This is a genomic window from Microbacterium sp. SD291, assembly GCF_017355365.1.
Taxonomy (GTDB): Bacteria; Actinomycetota; Actinomycetes; order Actinomycetales; family Microbacteriaceae; genus Microbacterium.
Map to the genome: position 1 here is coordinate 23,534 of NZ_JADIJR010000014.1, position 17,114 is coordinate 40,647.

At 70.9% G+C, this 17,114-nt stretch carries 15 protein-coding genes; 6 read left to right on the top strand and 9 right to left on the bottom strand.

Annotated elements, in window-relative coordinates; genetic code table 11:
- Positions 1-24: 24 nt before the first annotated feature.
- On the top strand, positions 25-3,483 hold the full coding sequence (locus IPV10_RS09690; protein ID WP_207483210.1) for a bifunctional proline dehydrogenase/L-glutamate gamma-semialdehyde dehydrogenase: 3,459 nt from the start codon (positions 25-27) through the stop codon (positions 3,481-3,483).
- Between the two features lie 37 nt (positions 3,484-3,520).
- Here the strand turns inward: IPV10_RS09690 and IPV10_RS09695 are convergent, their stop codons facing one another.
- The 5 genes from IPV10_RS09695 to IPV10_RS09715 all read right to left on the bottom strand — a co-directional run bounded on the left by IPV10_RS09695 (position 3,521) and on the right by IPV10_RS09715 (position 8,846).
- Positions 3,521-4,576 (bottom strand): ABC transporter permease, encoded by a 1,056-nt coding sequence (locus IPV10_RS09695; protein WP_207483338.1) that lies wholly within the window; start codon positions 4,574-4,576, stop codon positions 3,521-3,523.
- Positions 4,577-4,602: 26 nt separating this feature from the next.
- Positions 4,603-5,499: an ABC transporter ATP-binding protein gene (locus tag IPV10_RS09700; RefSeq protein WP_207483212.1), complete on the bottom strand. Its 897-nt coding sequence runs from the start codon at positions 5,497-5,499 to the stop codon at positions 4,603-4,605.
- A 91-nt stretch (positions 5,500-5,590) separates the two neighbouring features.
- The gene (locus IPV10_RS09705) at positions 5,591-6,787 is read right to left on the bottom strand and encodes a benzoate/H(+) symporter BenE family transporter (protein WP_207483214.1); all 1,197 of its coding nucleotides are present in this window, start codon (positions 6,785-6,787) and stop codon (positions 5,591-5,593) included.
- 17 nt (positions 6,788-6,804) lie between these two features.
- Positions 6,805-7,533, bottom strand: coding sequence for a response regulator transcription factor (locus IPV10_RS09710; protein ID WP_207483216.1), 729 nt, complete (start codon positions 7,531-7,533; stop codon positions 6,805-6,807).
- The gene (locus IPV10_RS09715) at positions 7,530-8,846 is read right to left on the bottom strand and encodes a sensor histidine kinase (protein WP_207483218.1); all 1,317 of its coding nucleotides are present in this window, start codon (positions 8,844-8,846) and stop codon (positions 7,530-7,532) included. Before IPV10_RS09715 ends, IPV10_RS09710 begins: the two co-directional genes overlap by 4 nt.
- Before the next feature lie 94 nt (positions 8,847-8,940).
- On the opposite strand from IPV10_RS09715, the gene IPV10_RS09720 reads away from it, so the two are divergent.
- The 5 genes from IPV10_RS09720 to IPV10_RS09740 all read left to right on the top strand — a co-directional run bounded on the left by IPV10_RS09720 (position 8,941) and on the right by IPV10_RS09740 (position 12,638).
- Positions 8,941-10,101, top strand: coding sequence for an MFS transporter (locus IPV10_RS09720; RefSeq protein ID WP_307861098.1), 1,161 nt, complete (start codon positions 8,941-8,943; stop codon positions 10,099-10,101).
- 93 nt (positions 10,102-10,194) lie between these two features.
- A complete protein-coding gene (locus tag IPV10_RS09725) occupies positions 10,195-10,635 on the top strand; it encodes a VOC family protein (RefSeq protein ID WP_207483222.1) in 441 nt (146 codons plus the stop codon).
- 1 nt (position 10,636) lies between these two features.
- Positions 10,637-11,329: a helix-turn-helix domain-containing protein gene (locus IPV10_RS09730; protein ID WP_207483224.1), complete on the top strand. Its 693-nt coding sequence runs from the start codon at positions 10,637-10,639 to the stop codon at positions 11,327-11,329.
- Positions 11,330-11,339: 10 nt separating this feature from the next.
- A complete protein-coding gene (locus tag IPV10_RS09735; RefSeq protein WP_207483226.1) occupies positions 11,340-11,966 on the top strand; it encodes a dihydrofolate reductase family protein in 627 nt (208 codons plus the stop codon).
- A gap of 39 nt (positions 11,967-12,005) precedes the next feature.
- The gene (locus tag IPV10_RS09740; protein WP_207483228.1) at positions 12,006-12,638 is read left to right on the top strand and encodes a cyclase family protein; all 633 of its coding nucleotides are present in this window, start codon (positions 12,006-12,008) and stop codon (positions 12,636-12,638) included.
- A 5-nt stretch (positions 12,639-12,643) separates the two neighbouring features.
- Here IPV10_RS09740 and IPV10_RS09745 read toward each other — a convergent pair whose 3' ends face one another.
- From IPV10_RS09745 to IPV10_RS09760, 4 genes are all read right to left on the bottom strand, one after another.
- On the bottom strand, positions 12,644-13,462 hold the full coding sequence (locus tag IPV10_RS09745) for an HAD family hydrolase (RefSeq protein WP_207483230.1): 819 nt from the start codon (positions 13,460-13,462) through the stop codon (positions 12,644-12,646).
- Positions 13,463-13,490: 28 nt separating this feature from the next.
- The gene (locus IPV10_RS09750) at positions 13,491-14,336 is read right to left on the bottom strand and encodes an exodeoxyribonuclease III (RefSeq protein ID WP_207483232.1); all 846 of its coding nucleotides are present in this window, start codon (positions 14,334-14,336) and stop codon (positions 13,491-13,493) included.
- 70 nt (positions 14,337-14,406) lie between these two features.
- Positions 14,407-16,611: a malate synthase G gene (locus IPV10_RS09755; RefSeq protein WP_207483234.1), complete on the bottom strand. Its 2,205-nt coding sequence runs from the start codon at positions 16,609-16,611 to the stop codon at positions 14,407-14,409.
- Positions 16,612-16,624: 13 nt separating this feature from the next.
- Positions 16,625-17,056 (bottom strand): heme-binding protein, encoded by a 432-nt coding sequence (locus IPV10_RS09760; RefSeq protein ID WP_207483236.1) that lies wholly within the window; start codon positions 17,054-17,056, stop codon positions 16,625-16,627.
- Between the last annotated feature and the right edge of the window lie 58 nt (positions 17,057-17,114).

Here is a 17,114-nt window from a genome sequence, read left to right on the forward strand (position 1 = left end):
CTCCCCCTGGAAGGTTCCCCGCCAATGTCTGTCGTCGACACCACCACTCCGCGCACTGAAGAGGTCGCCGCCCTTGTGCAGCGCTGGCTCACCGAGAGCGAGACGCACCCCGTCGAGCCGGCCGCCCAGCGCCTCTCCGAGGTCCTCAAAGACCCGAACGGCCTCGCCTTCACCGTCGGATTCGTCGACGGTGTGATGCGTCCGGAAGACCTCAGCGTCGCCGGCCGCAAGCTCGACGAGCTCTCCGAGATCACCCCGACCCTGCTGCCCGGCTACCTCCGCGCCGCGATCAAGGCCGGCGGCTTCTGGGCGCCGAAGCTGCCCGGCGTCGTCGTGCCGACCTCGCGCCGCGTGCTGCGCGCGATGGTCGGCCACCTCGTGCTCGACGCCACTCCCTCCAAGCTCGGCCCGGCGATCGCGAAGCTCCGCAAGAGCGGCAACCGCCTGAACCTCAATCTCCTCGGCGAGGCGGTGCTGGGCGAGCGCGAGGCCGGGCGGCGCCTGCAGGGCACCTACGACTTCCTCGCCCGTGACGACGTCGACTACGTCTCGATCAAGGTGTCGAGCGTCGTCAGTCAGCTGTCGATGTGGTCGTTCGACGAGGCCGTCGCCGACGTGGTCGAGAAGCTGACTCCGCTCTACGAGCTCGCCGCGCGCTCGGAGGCCGGCCCTTCGACAGGCTCAGGGACCCAGAAGTTCATCAACCTCGACATGGAGGAGTACCGCGACCTCGACCTGACCATCGCGGCCTTCACGAAGATCCTCGACCAGCCGCAGCTGAAGAACCTCGAAGCCGGCATCGTGCTGCAGACGTACCTGCCGGATGCTCTCGGCGCGATGCAGCACCTGCAGGAGTGGGCGGCGGACCGCCGCGCCAAGGGCGGAGCGCCGATCAAGGTGCGCGTCGTCAAGGGCGCGAACCTGGCGATGGAGGAGGTCGACTCCAAGATCCACGACTGGCCGCTCGCCACGTACGGCACCAAGCAGGATGCCGACACGAACTACAAGCGCGTGCTCGACTGGGCGATGACGCCCGAGCGCCTCGACGCGGTGCACATCGGCGTCGCCGGCCACAACCTGTTCGACATCGCCTATACCTGGCTGCTCGCCACGGCCCGCAATGTCACAGATGCGGTCGAGTACGAGATGCTCCTCGGCATGGCCACCGGGCAGGCCGAGGCCGTCCGCAAGGACGTCGGCCGCCTGCTGCTCTACACGCCGGTCGTGAACCCGGCCGAGTTCGACGTCGCGATCGCGTACCTCGTGCGTCGCCTCGAGGAGAACGCCAGCTCTGAGAACTTCATGTCCGCGGTGTTCGAGCTCGCCTCGAACCCCGAGCTGCTCAAGCGCGAGCGCCAGCGCTTCGAGCGCTCGCTCGCCGCCCTCGAGGCCGACCGTTCCGTGCCGGCATCCAACCGCGTGCAGAACCGCGAGGCGGAGCCTGCGCACACCGTGACGACCGGCTTCGAGAACCAGCCCGACACCGATCCGGCGATCGCCGCCAACCGCACCTGGGGCCGGGAGATCCTGCGCCGGTCCGTGTCGACGAAGCTCGGGACGGATGCCATCGCCTCCGCCCGCATCGAGACCGCTGACGAGCTCGACCGGGTGTTCGCCGCAGCGACGGCCGCCGCCGCGAAATGGGCGGCGCTTCCCGCCTCCGACCGCGCCGCCGTGCTGCACCGCGCGGGCGACGAGCTCGCCGCCCGCCGCGGCCAGCTGATGGAGATCATGGCGCACGAGGCCGGCAAGACCCTCGCCGAGGCGGACCCCGAGGTCAGCGAGGCGATCGACTTCGCGCACTACTACGCCGAGCGCGCCCTCGAGCTCGAGCAGATCCCGGGTGCAGAGTTCGTGCCGTCGAAGGTCACCGTGGTGACCCCGCCGTGGAACTTCCCGGTCGCGATCCCCGCCGGCGGCGTGCTCGCCGGTCTCGCCTCGGGCTCCGGCGTGATCATCAAGCCGGCCAAGCTCACCCAGCGCTGCGGTGCCGTCATGGTCGAGGCGCTGTGGGCGGCCGGCGTGCCGCGCGACCTGCTCGCGCTGGTCGATCTCGCGAGCCGCGACCTCGGCACGCAGCTCGTCGCGAGCCCGTCGGTCGACCGCGTGATCCTCACCGGCGCCTACGAGACGGCCCAGCTGTTCCGCTCGTTCCGCCCCGACCTGCCGCTGCTCGCCGAGACCAGCGGCAAGAACGCGATCATCGTGACGCCGTCTGCCGACCTCGACCTCGCCGCCGCCGACGTCGCCCGCAGCGCCTTCGGGCACGCCGGCCAGAAGTGCTCGGCCGCGTCGCTCGCCATCCTGGTCGGCTCGGTCGGCGAGTCGAAGAGGTTCGAGCGCCAGCTGGTCGACGCCGTGCGGTCGATGCGCGTCGGCCTTCCGCGGGACCCGGCCACCCAGATGGGGCCGATCATCGAGCCGGCCTCCGGCAAGCTCCTCAAGGCGCTGACCACGCTGGACAAGGGCGAGCGCTGGCTGGTCGAGCCCCGCAGGCTCGACGACGAGGGCCGGCAGTGGACGCCCGGCGTCAAGACCGGCGTGCGCGCGGGATCGACCACGCACCTCACCGAGTTCTTCGGGCCTGTGCTCGGCATCATGCGCGCGACGGATCTCGACGAGGCGATCCGCCTGCAGAACGCGGTCGACTACGGACTCACCGCAGGCCTGCACTCGCTCGACTCGAACGAGGTCGCCGACTGGCTCGACCGGGTCGAGGCCGGCAACCTCTACGTGAACCGTGGCATCACCGGCGCGATCGTGCAGCGCCAGCCGTTCGGCGGCTGGAAGCGCTCCGCAGTGGGCGCGGGCGCCAAGGCCGGCGGCCCGAACTACCTGTTCGGCCTGGGCGAGTGGACCCCCGCCGAACTCCCCGCTGCCGCCCCCGGCGCCGCGATCGCACCGGCGGTCGACGCGCTGCTGAAGGCGGCCGGCCACGACCTCGACGCGGCAGAGCGCGAGTGGCTGAACCGCGCGGCGGCATCAGACGAGCGCGCCTGGATCGACGAGTTCGGCGCGGCGACCGACAGGTCGGGTCTCGGCGTCGAGCGCAACGTGTTCCGCTACCGCCCGGTCGCGGTCGACGTGCGCATCGCCGAGCAGGCTCCTCTGGTCGACGGCATCCGCGTTCTGGCCGCGGCGCTGCGCAGCGGCAGCCCGTTCACGGTGTCGGCTCCGGCCCTGCCTTCGGTCGTGAAGAAGGCGCTGCGTGCGACCGGCGTGACCGTCAAGCACGAGAAGGATGCCGCCTGGCTCAAGCGCTTCGCGAAGGCCGACCGTGACTGGCAGCGGGTCCGTATGGTCGGCGGCGACGTCTCGGCGCTGTTCGCGGCGCTCGACGGCTCGCCGGACGTCGCCGTGTGGTCGCACGCGGTCACCGGCGCCGGCCGGGTCGAGATGCTGCCGTTCCTGCACGAGCAGGCCGTGTCGATCACGAACCACCGGTTCGGCAACCCGACGACTCTCGCCGACGGCGTGATCTGAGTGGCGCCCGATCGCCCCGATCGACTGATCGGGGCGATCAGCCGCGCAGCGCCTCCGCGAGCTTCACCCTGCTGCCCATCCGCAGCAGCGAGTTCTCGTAGATCTTCGCGCCGAGCATGATGGCGGCGACGCAGCTGGCGAGCAGGATCACGAGCGAGACCAGCGGCTCCCACCACTGCGCCTCGCCGACGAACAGCCGCATCGGCATCCCGACCGGCGCCGAGAACGGCACATACGACATGATCGTCAGCACGAGCGGGTTGTCGTTGAAGAAGATGACCAGGAAGTACGGGGCCATCACGAGCATCGTGATCGGCATGGTGGTCGAGCCGACGTCCTCCATGCGCGACACCATGGATGCCGCGGCGGCGAACAGCGCCGCGAGCAGGATGAACCCGAACAGGAAGAACACCGCGAACCAGATGATCGGCGCGCCCAGGCTCGCGAGCACCTCGCGCTGACCGGTCACGATCAGCCCGACTGTCGCGATCGCCGCGAGGGCGAGGATCTGTGCCATCGCCAGGATCGTGTTGCCGATGACCTTGCCGGCGAGCAGCGCTCTCGCCGGGATCGCGGAGAGCAGCACCTCGACCACGCGGGTCTGCTTCTCCTCGACCACGCTCTGCGCGATCGTGCCGCCGAACGTCGACGCGGCCATCAGGAACACGATGCCGAACCCGATGGCGATGAAGTACCGCATGAGGGGGTCGGCGGTCGCGGGCTGCAGGATCTCGACCTCCGGCGTCTCGGCGAGCCCCATCACGATCGAGGTCGGCGCGTCCTCCAGGGCGACGACCGCGTAGCCGAGGTCGCTGCCGTCCGGCAGCACCGCGGCCTCGACGTCTTCCGAGCGCAGCAGTGCCTCGGCCTCGCCGCGGTCGGCGACCTCCGTGACCTCCACGTTCGGCAGTCCTGACACGAGGGATGCCGTCTCCGCGGTCGCGGCCACCTGCGTCGCTTCGGGGTTCTGGCTCGTGAAGCCGCCGATCAGGATGCCGGCGAGCGCGATGAGCAGCAGGATGCCGGTCGAGATCAGGAAGGCCTTGCTGCGAAGCTTCGACGCGATCTCACGCTCGGCGACGAGCCAGACCATCTGGGTCCCTGAGCTGGTCGAAGGGCTCACTGGATGACCTCCTTGAAGATCTGGGCGAGGGACGGATGCTTGGGCGCGAAGCTCGCGACGTCGCCGCGCTCGACGGCGGTGCGGAGCACGCGCTGGGCGGTGTCGGGCCCGTCGGCGTCGAACAGGGCGTAGCCGCCCTCGAAGTCGAGGACGGTGATGCCGGGCTCTGCGCGCAGCCACCCCGCGTCGCCCGCCGAGACGAGTTCGTAGCGATCGCTCGCGTACTCGGCGCGGAGTCCCTCGCGGGAGCCGGCGGCGCGGATCGTGCCGCCGGCGAGGATCACGAGGTCGTCGCAGAGGCGTTCGACCACGTCGAGCTGGTGCGAGGAGAACAGGATCGCCGCGCCCTTCGCGGCGCTGGCCTGCAGGACGCCGGCGACCACGTCGACCGCGAGCGGGTCGAGTCCGGAGAACGGCTCGTCGAGGATCAGCATCTCGGGGTCGTGCACGAGGGCCGCGGCGATCTGCGCGCGCTGCTGGTTGCCCAGCGAGAGCGACTCGATCGTGTCGTTCAGTCGCTCCTCGAGCCCGAGCTCGCTGAGGAGCGCGGTGGCGCGGGCCGCGGCATCCGCCTTGCTGAAGCCGTGCAGGCGGGCGAGGTAGACGATCTGCTCGAGGACCTTCATCTTCGGGTACAGGCCGCGCTCCTCCGGCATGTAGCCGAACCGGCGGCGGTCCTCCGTCGTGATCGGCGTCCCGCCGAGCTCGACCGAGCCTCCGTCGGAGGAGAGCAGACCGAGCACGATGCGCATGGTCGTGGTCTTGCCTGCTCCGTTGCCGCCGACGAAGCCGGTGAGGCGCCCGGGGGACACCCGGAACGAGACGTCGTCGAGCACCAGCCGCGAGCCGTAGCTCTTGGTGATGCCGGTGAGTTGCAGCTCTCCTGTGGTCATGCCTTCACGCTACGGATGCGGCGGGTGCACGGCATCCCCCCTGCGGCGGATCGCGACGGCTCCCCCCGTGGGCGGACCCGCTCAGCGCCGCTCAGCGCCGCCCGGCGTGCAGCACGGTGCGGACGACGAGACCGGCCACGAGAGCCCAGAACGCGGCGCTGACGCCGAGGACGGCGATGCCGGATGCCGCGATCAGGAAGGTCACGACGGCGGGGAGCCGCTCGCCGGGGTCGTCGATCGCCTGCTGCACGGAGGAGCCGAACGCGGCGAACAGTGCGAGGCCGGCGACGGCCGGGATCACGGACGCGGGGGCGAGGACGACGAGCGCGGCGAACGCGGCGGAGAAGCCGCCGAGCACGAGGTACGACACCCCGGTCGAGACTCCGGCGACCCAGCGGCGCTTCGGATCGGGGTCGGCGTCGGGCGCGGCCGCGAGTGCGGCGCTGATCGCGGCGAGGTTGATCGCGTGCCCGCCGGCCGTCGCGCCGACGGCGGTGCCGATGCCGGTCACCAGCATCGCCGGCCGCCACGGCACCTCGTAGCCGAAGCTGCGCATGATCGCGATACCAGGCACGTTCTGCGACGCCATCGTGACGATGAACAGCGGCAGCGCGATGCCGACGGCCGCGCCGATCGTGAACGTGGGGGCGGTCAGCTCGACCTTCGGCAACAGGGACGCCGGATCGAACGGGGCGCCCTCGGTGAACAGGGAGGCGGCGATCACCACGGTCGCCGCGACGAACGCCAGCGGCACCGCCCAGCGAGGCGCGAGCCGCGCGAACACCAGCCAGGTCAGCACGACGGGCACGACACCCCACGGGTTGGCGACGAGCCCGGTGATCGGTGCGAGGCAGAGCGGCAGCAGGACCCCGGCGAGCATCGCCTGCGCGATCGAGGGAGGGATGCGGGCGATCAGCGTGCCGAGCGCGGGCCACAGAGCCGTGAGCAGGATCAGCGCGGCGGTGAGGAGGAAGGCGCCCACCGCGGCCGGCCAGTCGCTGTCTCCCGCTGCGCTGGCGGCGCCGTCGACGATGCCGGTCGCCGCGAGCAGCGCCGCTCCGGGGGTCGACCACGCGACCGTGATCGGCATCCGATATCGCCACGCGAGGACGATGCAGGCGAGTCCCATCGTGATGCTGACCGCGAGCAGGCCGCTCGCCGCCTGCGCAGGTGTGGCCCCGACGGCGGTGAGCCCGGTGAGCACGACCGCGAAGGCGCTCGTGAATCCGACCAGCGCCGTGACGACGCCCGCCATGATCGGGCGGGACAGTGGTGCGGCCTCTGGCATGCTTCCGAGGCTAGCGGTCAGCTTCGGGCGAGGCCCATCCGGTGCGCGATCACGACCGCCTGCACCCGGTCGCGCGCGCCGAGCTTCTGCAGGATCCGCGAGACATGGGTCTTCACCGTGGCCTCGCCGATGAAGAGGGCGCTCGCGATCTCGGCGTTGCTGCGGGCGTCGGAGAGGAGCTCGAGCACCTCGGCCTCGCGGTCGGTGAGCGGCTCCGCGAGTGTTCCGGTCGCAGTTCGCGACAGTGCCGCCGGGGTCGCACCGGCAGGAACTGCGACCGGAGCGGCGGTTGCGGCAGGCGCAGGGGTGGATGCCGCGGCGAACCGCGCCAGCACGCGCCGGGTGACCTCGGGCGCGAGCATCCCGTCACCTGCCGCGAGTGCCCGGACGGCGGCGATGAGGTCATCGGCGCCGGCGTTCTTCAGCAGGAAGCCGCTCGCCCCGGCATCCAGCGCCTGGTGCAGGTAGTCGTCGCGATCGAACGTCGTGATGATCGCGATGGCCGCCTCGATCGACGGGTCGGCCACGATGAGCCTGGTCGCCTCGATGCCGTCCATGTCGGGCATCTGCACGTCCATCGTGATGACGTCGGGGCGGAGGGCGGATGCCATCGCCACGGCATCCGCGCCGGTGGCCGCCTCGCCGACCACCGTGATGTCGGGCTGGGTGCTGAGGATCGTGCGGAAGCCGGCGCGAAGCATCGCGTGGTCGTCGACGAGGAGCACCCGGATCTGTCCGACGGTCATCGCGTGGCGCTCCTCTCGGGCGCTGATTCCTCGGGAGCTGTTCTCAGCGCTGCCCTCCCCGGCAGCGGCACCCTGGCGCGCACACGGAGCCCGCCCTGCGGCCTCGGCGTCACCTCGAGCGTGCCGCCGGACGCCGCGGCCCGCTCGCGCATGCCGAGCTGTCCGAGTCCTGGGCGGAACTGGGTGACGGACCGGCCGGTGTTCACCACTTCGAGCTCGACCCCCTGTTCGTCGTAGCGGACGCGCACGTCGGCGGTCGCGCCCTCTCCGGCATGGCGGCGGGCGTTCGTGAGCGACTCCTGCGCGATCCGGTACAGGTTCACGGCCACGAGGGTCGGCACCGGCACGGGGTCGCCGACGACCGCGAAGGCGGTGGGCAGGCCGGCCTCGGTCGACGCGCCGGCCAGGACCGCGATGTCTTCGAGTGTCACCGTCGACCCGGCATCCGTGGTTCCTGCCCGACCGGAGACAGCCGAAGGATCGCCGCCGGGCGTGCGCAGGGTCTCGAGGAGCTGGCGGAGCTCGTGGATCGCGTCGCGAGCAGACCCCTCGATGCCGGTGAGGATGCGCTTGGAGTGCTCCGGATCCTGATCGAGCACCATCCGCGCGGCTCCCGCCTGCACGCCCATCACCGACACGTGGTGGGCGACGACGTCGTGCAGCTCGCGGGCGATGCGCACGCGATCGAGGGCCACGGCCTGCGCCGCCGTCACCTCGCGCTCGCGCTCGAGCTCGATCGTGCGCTGCTCGAGCACCTCGCGCTCCTGGGCGGCGTGCCATGAGCGCTCGCCGAAGTAGTAGGCGCCGCCGAAGTAGAGGATGTTCAGCATGATCTGGATCAGCATGAACGCCACGTACGGCGAGAAGGCGCCGGCCGCGACATCCGCCTTGTCGGCCTCGGCGATCGCGTCGCGGTACATCGTGATGACGAGCCAGATGAACATGCCGACGATGATGCCGACGCGCACGATCAGGGCGCGGCGGCGGTCGTTCATCCACGCGCCGACCGTGTACAGGCTCACGAACATCGCGATGTTGCCCACGTAGATCTCGGGGACTCGGATCGTCACGGCCGTGAAGTAGGCGAGCGCCGTGATGACCGCGACGATGCCCGGCCACCGGCGGCGCCCGGCCAGAGGCACCGTGACGAACACCGCGTAGACCAGGGCGGTCCACAGCTCCGCCTGGTCCTCTCCGTACACCTCGGCGATCGACGACAGCGCCGCGCTGAGCACGGCGCCGATGAACATCACGCCCGCGAGCACGAGGTCGCTGCGGAGCTCGCGCCGGGTGGGCGTGCGGAGGGACGGCATCTCTCCACCGTACGGGGGAGCGGATGCCGCGGCATCCCCCTCGAGGCGGATCGACGCAGGACGGAGGATCCGGGGGCCCCTGCGAGAATCAACCGTGACCTCCGCAGCGCGCCCCCGCCTCGCTCCGCTCTACCTTGCCGGCTTCACGACCGCGTTCGGTGCCCACGGCATCGCCGCGGCTCTCGGCGCCGAGACCGAGGACATCGGCTGGACGCTGCTCGCCTTCGGGCTCACCCTCGCGCTCTACGACCTGGCCGAGGTGCTGCTCAAGCCGTTCTTCGGCGCGCTCAGCGACCGGATCGGCGTGCGCCCGGTGATCATCGGCGGGCTGCTCGCGTTCTCGGCGTTCTCGGTCGTCGGCGCAGTCGTGCCCGGGATGCTCGGACTCGTCATCGGCCGGTTCGGTCAGGGGGCGGCGGCATCCGCCTTCTCGCCGTCGTCGTCGGCGGCCGTCGCTCGGCTCACCGACGACTCGACCCGCGGGCGCTACTTCGGCCGCTACGGCTCGTGGAAGAGCCTCGGCTACGCGCTCGGGCCGATGCTGGGGGCCGTGCTGGTGGTCTGGGGAGGGATGCCGGCGCTGTTCTGGGCGCTCGCCGCGCTCGGCCTCGGGGCTGCGGCCTGGGTCGCATTCGCGGTCCCTGCCGTCCCGGTGCTGCCGCGCAAGCGGGTGACGCTGCTCGATCTCGGCCGCGAGCTTGTCACGCCGGGCTTCCTGGTGCCGACGCTGGTGCTCGCGGCGACCACCGGCGCGCTCGCGGTCGCGGTCGGCTTCCTGCCGCTTCTCGGCAGGCAGCTCGGCATCGGGATCGTCGGCAGCATGGCGATCGTGACCGTGCTCGCCGTGGTCTCGAGTATCGTGCAGCCGCTCGTCGGGTCCTGGCACGACCGCGGCCGGCTCTCGGTGCGCGCCGGCGCCGTCGGCGGTCTGGCGCTGATCGCCCTCGGCATCGCACTCACCGCCGCGGCGCCGCATCCGGTGGCGCTCGTCGCGACCGCCGCGCTCGTCGGGGCGGGCGTCGGCATGGCGACGCCGGTCGCATTCGCGCATCTCGCGGCGACGACGCCGCCAGAGCGCATGGGCCGGACGATGGGAAGCGCCGAGCTCGGCAGGGAGCTGGGGGATGCCGGAGGGCCGCTGGTCGCGGGCGCCGTGGCGACGGCATCCGTCCCCGGGATCGGCCTGGGGGTCGTGGCCGCGCTCACGGCCGGAGCGGGCGTGCTGGCCCTGCTGGGGCTGCGCCGAACTTCCTGAAGTTGCTATTGACAAGCTCGCTTGCTTTTTGCAAGTATGCTTCCACAGGCTCAGCGACCCAGCCGGGACTGATCGCCACGAGAGGGAGCAAGCATGTCCACCAAGGTCTTCGTCAACCTTCCGACCACCGACCTCGAGCGCGCCAAGGCGTTCTACACGGCGCTCGGCTGCGAGATCAACCCGCTGTTCACCGACGAGAACGCCGCCTGCATCGTGTGGAGCGACGACATCTACTTCATGGTGCTCAAGCGCGAGTTCTTCGCCACGTTCACCGACAAGCCGATCGCCGACCCGAACGAGGTCTGCCAGGTCTCCGTGTCGTTCGCGCAGGACACGCGCGAAGACGTCGACGCGCTCGCCGGCAAGGCCCTGGCGGCCGGCGGCTCCGAGCCCAAGCCCGCACAGGACTACGGCTTCATGTACTCGCGCGACATCGACGACCCCGACGGCAACTCGCTGGGCTTCCTCTACATGACCCCCGAAGCCGCGGAGAACGGCCCGGATCACGTGGCGGAGCAGGGCGCAGCGTCCTGACATGGCGGCGCGCAGCTACGGCCAGTACTGCGGTGTGACGACGGCCGTCGAGCTGATCGGGGAGCGGTGGGCTCTGCTCATCATCCGCGATCTGCTCGTCGGGCCCCGTCGGTACACCGACCTCAAGCAGGGCCTGCCGCGCATCCCCACCAACATCCTGTCCACGCGCCTGAAGGAGCTGCAGCAGGGCGGGGTGGTGCGACGGGTCCCGCTGCACAACTGCGGCCTCGTGTACGAGCTCACCCCATACGGGCGGGCGCTCGAGCCGGTGATCCTGGAGCTCGGGCGCTGGGGTTTCCAGACGATGGGCGACCCCTCGCCGGATGACGTGGTCACCGCGGATTCGCTCACGATGGCGCTGCGCACGGCGTTCCAGACGGATGCCGCCGCGGATGCCGAGTACGAGCTGCACGTCGGCGACGTGGCGCTGCGCGCTTCGGTGCGGGGCGGCATCCTGTCGGTGGCTCAGCTTGCGCCGCCGGCTCCGCCCGTCGGCGGACGGGTTCCTGCCGGGGAACCGGATGCCGTGATCGTCGCCGGCCCCGGCATCCGTCGCCTGATCGTCGGCGAGATCACGCCGGCCGAGGCGATCGAGCAGGACGTCCTCGCCGTGGTGCGCGGCGAGCTCGCCCACCTGGAATCCTTCGCCGCGACCTTCCACATCGCACCGCTCGCCGCACCACTGACTGTGTAAGGAGAAGATCATGACCGGTCGCATCCTGATCGACCTGTTCACCACCCTCGACGGCGTCGCGCAGGGGCCCGGCGGCACCGATGAGGACACCTCCGGCGGCTTCCGCTTCAGCGGCTGGCAGGCCGGCCACCCGTCGTCGGGTGTCGGCGAGGCGGTGATGGCGGGGATGCAGCGGCTCGATGCGCTGCTGCTCGGCCGCCGCACGTACGACATCTTCGCCGGCTACTGGCCGCAGCACACCGAGGGGCCGTCCGGCGAGATCGGCCGCCTGTTCAACCGGGTGCCCAAGTACGTCGCGTCCCGTGACCCCCGCATTCGGCTCGGCTGGGAGGGCTCTTCGCGGGTGGGGAAGAACCTCGTGGCCGAGGTGGCCGAGATGCGCGCGAAGCACCGTGAGGTGCACGTGATCGGCAGCATCGACTTCGTGCACACACTGCTCGCCGAGGGGCTCTTCGACGAGCTGAACCTCTGGGTCTACCCGATCCTGCTCGGCGCGGGCAAGAAGGTCTTCGACGATCACGCGATGCCGTCGGTGCTGACGCTGCTCGACCCTCCGGTGACGGACGACGGCGGCGTGACACTCCTGCGGTACGGCCGGACGGACCGCGTGCCGGAGGTGGGCACGTTCGAGGATTGATCTCGCGCGATCGCGCAGCATCCGCGCCATGATTGTCGGATGCTGCGCGATCTGAGCCACCCGATCCGAAGCGGGATGACGGTGTACCCCGGCGACCCCGCCGTCTCGGTCGAGCCGGCGCTGACACTCGACGCTCATGGTGCCGCGGTCACCCGCCTCGGCCTCGGGTCGCACACCGGCACGCACGTCGACGCCCCGGCGCACACGATCCGCGGCGGGCGCACCCTCGCCGACGTCGCGCTGGATGAGCTCGTCGGCGAGGCGATCGTCCTTCGGGTCTCGAACGCAGAACCAGAACGCGCCATCGTCCTCGACGACCTCGCCCCTCCCGACACGGTGCCGCCGATCGTGATCGTCGAGACCGGCTGGGCGCGCTTCTTCGGCACGGAGCGTGCGCTGCGGCATCCGTTTCTCGCCCCCGACGCCGCCCGCGAACTCACGCGCCGCGGCATGCGGGTTCTCGCGGTCGACACCCTGAGTCCCGATCCGACGCCGGCCGAGGCATTCCCCGTGCACGAGATCGTGCTCGGCGGCGACGGGCTCATCGTCGAGAACCTCTACGGGCTCGACGGCCTCCCCACGAGGGTCCCCGTCGGGTTCTTCCCGCTGCGGCTCGAGGGCGACGGGGCGCCGGTCCGCGCAGTCGCCTTCCTCGACGACTCCGCGCGCTGACGGGATCAGCGCCGCCCGAGCAGCCGCTCGATCACGTGCGCGACGCCGTCGTCGTCGTTCGACGGGGCGATCTCGTCGGCGGCATCCTGCACGACGTCCTCGGCGCCTGCCATGGCGACCCCATGCCCGGCCCAGCGCAGCATCTCGACGTCGTTGAGCGCGTCGCCGAAGGCGACCACGTCGGCCCGCTCGACCTCGAGGTGCTCGCAGAGCCGCGCGAGGCCGGTCGCCTTGGTCACACCCTCGGCCATGACCTCGACGAACGGGGCACCGGAGAGCGTCGCCTCGAAGCCCGACAGCCCGAGATCGCGCAGCGTGTCGAACAGCACCGACGGCGCGAGCTCCGGATGCCGGATCACGAGCTTGAGGCTCGGAGCCGCGAGCACGTGGTCGAGCTCGACCCCGCCCATCGTCCGCGGATCGCGCTTGTGGTCGGAGAGCTTCGAGAGCTCCGCGTAGCCGTGCTGGGCCACGAACGTCTCGCCGCCCTCGCGCACGCTCGCGAACAGCAGACCCGGAACGCTCGCGCGCAGCGCCTCGGCAAGCGTGCGGATCGTGTCGGCAGGGAGCTCCTCGGCGAACAGCATCCGCCCGTCACCCAGATGCGTCGCGTACGCGCCGTTGCCGCACAGCGCCCAGTCGTCGAATCCCGCGTCGGCCGCGATCGCGCGCAGGCCGATCGGCTGGCGAGCCGTGACCGGCACGACGTGGACGCCGCGGGCACGTGCGGCGTCCAGCGCCCGGCGGGTGCGCGGGGACACGGCGGATGCCGAGTCGAGGAGAGTCCCGTCGAGGTCGGTCGCGATCAGCTGGACGGGATGCATCTGTCGGCTCCCTGAGCTTGTCGAAGGGTCAGGAGAAGATCATCGGGAGATCGTCGTCTTCGGCGGCACTCCCGAAGTCGAGATCGACGACAACCGGGACGTGGTCGCTCGGCTGCTCGCCCTTGCGCTCGTCGCGGTGGATGGAGGCCCCGGTCACGGCATCCGCCAGCGCCGAGGAGCCCATGATGAAGTCGATGCGGATGCCCTCGTTGCGGGGGAACTTGAGCCGCTGGTAGTCCCAGTAGGTGTAGCCCTCCGGGAGCAGCGGCCGCACGACGTCGGTGAGGCCGGCATCCGCCAGCGCGAAGAACGCGGCCCGCTCCTGCGGCGAGACGTGCGTGGAGACGCCCTCGACGATCGCCGGGTCGCCGTTGTCATGCGGGAACGGGATGATGTTGAAGTCGCCGACCAGCGCGAGCGGCAGGCCGGGGTCGGCCGACAGCTCGGCGGCCGTCGCCTTCTTCAGCTCCTCGAGCCAGTGCAGCTTGTACGCGTAGTGCGGGTCGTCGAGCGAGCGCCCGTTCGGCACGTACAGGCTCCACACCCTGACCCCGTCGACCATCACGCCGAGCGCGCGGGCCTCCTGCGGAGCATCCGGCCCCTCATGCCCCTTCGCGAACCCCGGCATGCCCGCGAACGCGGTCTGCACGTCGGTGATCGGCAGACGGCTCGCGATCGCGACGCCGTTCCACTGATTGAGGCCGTGCACCTCGACGTGGTACCCGGCGTCCTCGAACGGGCCGTACGGGAACTGCTCGGGCTTGCACTTGATCTCCTGCATCGCCAGCACGTCGATGTCCTCGCGCACGGCGAACTCGACGGTGCGGGTGACGCGGGTGCGGATCGAGTTGACGTTCCAGGTGGCCAAGCGCATGGGTCAAGCCTAGTTGCGGGGGAGGACAGGGGATGCCGGGGTGTGGACCGCCGGCATCCCGCGCCTCAGGTCAGACAGCGGCTGGCGCGGCCTGCGCGGCCTTCGCGGCCTTCGCGGCCTTCTTCTCGCGGCGGAGGCCGTGCAGCAGCGGCTCGGTGTATCCGCTCGGCTGCGCTGCGCCCTCGAGGATCAGGCGGCGCGCGGCCGTGTAGGCGATGCCGGGCTCTCCGCCCTCGGCGTATGCGAGCGGCTCGTAGTTCGGGTCTCCGGCGTTCTGCTCGTCGACGACCGGCGCGAGGCGGCGCAGGCTGTCGTCGACCTGCTCGACGGTGATCACGCCGTGCTGCAGCCAGTTGGCGAGCAGCTGGCTCGAGATGCGCAGCGTCGCGCGGTCCTCCATGAGGCCGACGCCGTTGATGTCCGGCACCTTCGAGACGCCGATGCCCTGGTCGATCCAGCGCACCACGTACCCCAGGATCGACTGCACGTTGTTGTCGATCTCCTCCGCGACGATCTCCGGCGTGAGGTCGCCCTCGCCCGCGAGCGGCGGCACCAGCAGCGCGTCGAGCGCGTCGTCGCCGACCGGCGGCAGCGTCGCCCGCACCGCGAACGCGTCGACCTGGTGGTAGTGCAGGGCATGCAGCGTCGCCGCGGTCGGAGACGGGACCCACGCGGTGGACGCACCGGACCGCGGGTGCGCGATCTTCTTCTCGAGCATGTCGTGCATGAGGTCGGGCTCGGCCCACATGCCCTTGCCGATCTGGGCGCGACCGTCGAGGCCGGCGGCGAGGCCGATCGCGACGTTGCGGTCCTCGTAGACCTTCATGAACGGCTGCGCCTTGATCGCGGCCTTCGGAAGGAAGGGCCCTGCGTGCAGCGAGGTGTGGATCTCGTCGCCCGTGCGGTCGAGGAAGCCGGTGTTGATGAACACGACCCGGTCGGATACCGCGGCGATCGACGCCGTGAGGTTCGCCGAGGTGCGGCGCTCCTCGTCCATGATGCCGACCTTCATGGTGCGCGCCGGCAGGCCGAGCAGCTCCTCGACGCGGCCGAACAGCTCGGCCGCGAACGCGACCTCTTCCGGTCCGTGCATCTTGGGCTTCACGATGTACATCGAGCCGGTGCGCGAGTTGCGTCCCGCGTTCGGCCCCTCGAGCTCGGGGATGGTGCCGAGCGCGGTCATGATCGCGTCGAGGACGCCCTCGAACGTCTGCCCGCCGTCGCGGTCGAGCACGGCATCGGTGCGCATCAGGTGCCCGACGTTGCGGACGAACAGCACGGCCCGGCCGGGCAGCGTGATCTCGCCGCCGTCGAACTTTCGGTACGTGCGGTCGTCGGCGAGCTGCCGGGTGAACGTGCGGTCGCCCTTGGTCACCGTCTCGGTGAGAGTGCCGTCCATGAAGCCCCGCCAGTTGCGGTAGCCGAGGGCCTTGTCCTCGCCGTCGACGGCGGCGACCGAGTCCTCCAGGTCGAGGATCGCGGTGAGCGCGGACTCGAGGATGATGTCCTGGACGCCGGCGGCATCCGTCGCGCCGATCCGGCCGGCGCGGTCGATCACGATCTCGGCGTGCAGGCCGTTGTGGACCAGCAGCACCGCCGAGGGAGCATCCGCTTCTCCGTTGAAGCCGACGAGCGCCTCCGGCGCGGCCAGGCGGCGGATGCCCGCGGGCGTCTCGACCGCGAGTCCGTCGGCGTCGACGCGGTACGCGGTGGCCTCGCTGTGCGAGCCGTCGGTGAGCGGCGCGATCTCGTCGAGCAGCTCACGGCCCCAGACGACGACCTCGGCGGCGCGGGCGAAGTTGAACTCCCTGCCCGGGGCGAGCTCGCCCTCCTGGCTGATGGCGTCGGTGCCGTAGAGCGCGTCGTACAGCGAGCCCCAGCGGGCGTTCGCGGCGTTGAGCGCGAAGCGGGCGTTCAGCAGCGGCACGACCAGCTGGGGGCCTGCCATCGTGGCGATCTCGGGGTCGACGTTCTCGGTCGTCACCGCGACGTCCGCCGGCGCTGGCACCAGGTAGCCGATCTCGGTGAGGAGCGCCCGGTAGGCGTCCTTGTCGGGCATGCCGGGGTTCGCACGGTGGAACCCGTCGATGCGCGCCTGGATCTCCTCGCGCTTCGCGAGCAGGGCCGCGTTGCGCGGCACCAGGTCGTGGATGATCGCACTCGTTCCGGACCAGAACGCGTCGACGTCGCGTCCTGCGTCGGTCAGCGCCGCTTCGGCGAACTCGACGATCGGCGCGGCCACCGAGAGGTCGGCGCGGGTGAGATACGAGGTCATGGTTCCATTCCTTCTACTGTTCGAATCCGGTAACGACAGCGCCGAGGCGCTTCAGGGTCTCAAGTGCGATCTCAGCATCCTGGGCGGGGCTTCCGCCAGCCACTCCGAGTCCGCCGACGTGGGCGTCGTCGAAGAAGATCGGCATGCCTCCGTCGATCGTGGTCAGGGCGCCGCCGGTGCCGAGGGGCAGCGCGATCGTCAGCGACTCCGGGATCTGCCCGGTGCGGCGGCGAGTGGATGCCGACGTCGCGGCCTTGCGACGGCTGGTCTCGGCGCTGTGCGGGGTGGCGCCGTCGGACATGCCGTAGGCGATCAGCGTCATGGACGGATCCGCGACCGAGACGACGGCCTTCACGCCCGCGCGCTCGCCCTCCTCCATTGCGATGGCGACGGCGCGGACGGCGGTCTCGTAGGTGATCGCGACGATCTGGCGGTGGGTAGACATGTCGTCTCCTCGTCTCGTGCAGGCCGGGGTCATGCAATCGGGTTAAGTATTCACATTG